This window comes from Pauljensenia hongkongensis (assembly GCF_001746855.1).
Classification (GTDB): Bacteria; Actinomycetota; Actinomycetes; order Actinomycetales; family Actinomycetaceae; genus Pauljensenia; species Pauljensenia hongkongensis.
On the sequence record NZ_CP017298.1, the window covers coordinates 362092 to 364455 of the forward strand.

The 2364-nt window shown below is 73.8% G+C and carries 3 protein-coding genes; all 3 read right to left on the reverse strand.

The window, feature by feature from the left end:
- The coding region (locus BH719_RS01545) for an AAA family ATPase (RefSeq protein ID WP_009400157.1) at positions 1–1343 on the reverse strand (1343 nt) is incomplete at its 3' end.
- Positions 1344–1364: 21 nt separating this feature from the next.
- On the reverse strand, positions 1365–1835 hold the full coding sequence (gene ndk / locus BH719_RS01550; RefSeq protein ID WP_009400158.1) for a nucleoside-diphosphate kinase: 471 nt from the start codon (positions 1833–1835) through the stop codon (positions 1365–1367).
- Between the two features lie 16 nt (positions 1836–1851).
- The coding region (locus BH719_RS09950) for an HPr family phosphocarrier protein (protein WP_009400160.1) at positions 1852–2364 on the reverse strand (513 nt) is incomplete at its 5' end.

Genomic DNA, 2364 nt, shown 5'->3' on the forward strand with positions numbered 1-2364 from the left:
CCCCCCGCGTCCCCGCCGTCCGCACTGCCGCTGGGGTCCTCCATGCCCGCCAGTTCCGCCTCGGCGGCGTCCCTGCGGGCGATCGCGGCGTCCGCGGCCCGGTGGGCGCGCTCCGCCTCCCCCTGGGCGGACTCGTGGCGCGACACGGCGGTGGCGATGTCCCCCGCCAGGCGCGCCGCCCTCTCGCGGTGGTCGGCCACGCGGGCGTTCACCAGCGCCAAGCGCCGGGAGGCCGCCTCGTCGGCGTCCTCGCACTGCCCGCGCTCCCGCGTCCGGGCGGCCAGCGCCGTCCGGGCCTCCTCCACCTGGGCGAGCAGCCGCGCGTCCTCCTCCCCGGCGCGAGCGGCCGCCTCGTCGAGGGCCTGGGGGTCCTCGCCCGACGGCTCGGGCTCGGGCTGGCGCCGGAGCGCGACCTTCTGCCCAGCGGCCATGTGCGTGCCGCGCAGGCGCTCCGTGATGGTGGTGAGGGAGCTCCACGCGCGGCCCGCCTCCTCCACGCGCGGCCCCCACTGGCGCTCCTGGTCCTCCAGGGCGGCCAGGCCCTCGCGCGCCGAGGCGAGCTCCCCCTCCAGCTGGGCGCGGCGGCGGGCCGTCGCCTCCTCCGAGGCGGAATGGGCGTCGAGGCGGTCGCGCGCCGCCACCAGGTCGTCGGCGAGCAGGCGGGCCCTCGCGTCGCGCACGCGGGCCTGGATGACGTGGGCGCGGCGGGCGGTCCGCGCCTGGCGGGCCAGGGGCCCCAACTGCCGGTGGATCTCGTTGGTCAAGTCCAGGACGCGCACCAAGTTCGCGTCCATGTCCGCCAGTTTCTTCAGCGCCCGCTCCTTGCGGCGCCGGTGCTTGAGGACCCCGGCGGCCTCCTCGATGAAGCCCCGCCGCTCCTCCGGCGTGGAGGACAGGATCGCGTCCAGCTGGCCCTGGCCGACGATGACGTGCATCTGCCTGCCCATGCCCGTGTCCGACAGGAGTTCCTGCACGTCCAGGAGGCGCGCGGGGGCGCCGTTGATCTGGTACTCGCTGCCGCCCCCGCGGAACAGAGTGCGGCTGATCGTCACCTCGGAGTACTCGATGTCGAGCAGGCCGTCCGAGTTGTCGATGGTGAGGTCCGCCTGGGCGCGGCCCAGGGCCGGGCGCGACCCCGCGCCCGCGAAGATGACGTCGGCCATGTTGCCGCCCCGCATGGCACGGGCGCCCTGCTCGCCCATGACCCATGCGAGGGCGTCAACGACGTTCGACTTGCCCGACCCGTTGGGCCCGACGACGCACGTGATCCCCGGTTCGAGGCGCAGCGTCGTCGCGCTGGCGAAGGACTTGAACCCCCGCAGCGTCAGGCTCTTCAGGTACACGCTGCGATAATAGCGTTCCGATCAGTAGATCTCGGGGAACCACAGGGTGATCTCGCGGTTCGCGCTCTCAGCGGAGTCCGAGCCGTGGATGAGGTTCTCCATGTGCGGGGTGTTCCACGCGCGGCCCAGGTCGCCGCGGATCGTCCCGGCGGCGGCCGTCGTCGGGTCGGTGGCGCCCATGAGGTTGCGCATGCCCTCGACGACGCGCTGCCCCTCGACGATGATGGCGACGACGGGCCCCGAGCTCATGAACTCCAGCAGCCCCGGGAAGAAGGGCTTGTCCTTGTGCTCGCGGTAGTGCTCGGCGAGCAGCTCCTTGGAGGCGACCATGAGTTTGAGGCCCTTGATCGTGTACCCCTTCAACTCGATGCGGCGGATGATCTCCCCCGTGAACCCCCGGGCGAAGCCGTCGGGCTTGACGATGATGAGGGTGTGCTCCAGATCGGGGTCCAGCAGCTGCTGCGCGTCCAGCAGGACGGACTTGGCGGTCATTCGGTCTCCTTCGGTCTCAGTTCCGTTGCTCAAGCATATCGGTCAGGGCCACGATGGCGGCGTGCGCGTCCTCTCCCACCGCTGTGAGGTGGACCGTGTCCCCCTGCGCGACGCCCAGGGACATGATCTCCAGCACGGAGGCGCCGCTGGCGCCGTTCACGGTGATCCGGGACTCGAATGTGCCCGCCAGGCGCACGAAGAGGGCCGCCGGGCGCGCGTGCAGGCCAACGGGGTCGGCCACGACGGCGTCGGCCTCGGCCCGCTCCTCGCCGTCGTCCGGTTCCTCCGGGGCGGTGCCCGTGGTTCCCGCTGCCGACGAAACGGGGGCCAGGCCGACTGGCGCCCCGTCCGACGAGGCGGGGGCCGCGCCCGCTGAGCCTCCGCTGAAGGCGTCCGCCGCGGTTGCGCCCATCGCGCCACCGCTGGCTGCGCTGGCTCCGGCGGTGCCCGTCCGGCCGACGACGCCCGCGCCCCGGTCGTCCGCAGTGGTTCCAGCGCCCGCCGCCTCGTCCGGCGCCGTGCCCGTCGG